Raw genomic sequence first — 315 nt, forward strand, 5'->3', positions numbered from 1 at the left:
GAATATTGGGAAAATAATCCCAACCGGCATATTGGCCACTATCAGTTCAACGACAATGAAACGATAGTGATATCCGACAGGTATGTGTAATGTAATCAAACTTGATAGGAGGAGAACTGGGACGAAGATGCATCAACCAATCCAGATCCATAACGGCACCATAGGCACCCAGAAAACTGCGTCTCGCAATATCGGTACAGCCGAATCGGAGTTTCATGTTTATGCCTGCGAGTGGACACCCGAGTATCTGAAATGAACATCAATACGGATACTTCCCTTCTTTTGCTCCTTTCATAATTCCATCGTAGGCATAGT

Annotated in this window: 1 protein-coding gene; it reads left to right on the top strand. The window is 43.8% G+C overall.

Annotation, left to right across the window (positions count from 1 at the left end; genetic code table 11):
* Nucleotides 1-127 precede the first annotated feature (127 nt).
* The gene (locus D0T85_RS23085) at nucleotides 128-256 is read left to right on the top strand and encodes a hypothetical protein (protein WP_255495719.1); all 129 of its coding nucleotides are present in this window, start codon (nucleotides 128-130) and stop codon (nucleotides 254-256) included.
* Nucleotides 257-315 lie beyond the last annotated feature (59 nt).

Origin of the sequence: Bacteroides sp. 519, assembly GCF_010500955.1 — a bacterium.
GTDB lineage: Bacteria > Bacteroidota > Bacteroidia > Bacteroidales > Bacteroidaceae > Bacteroides.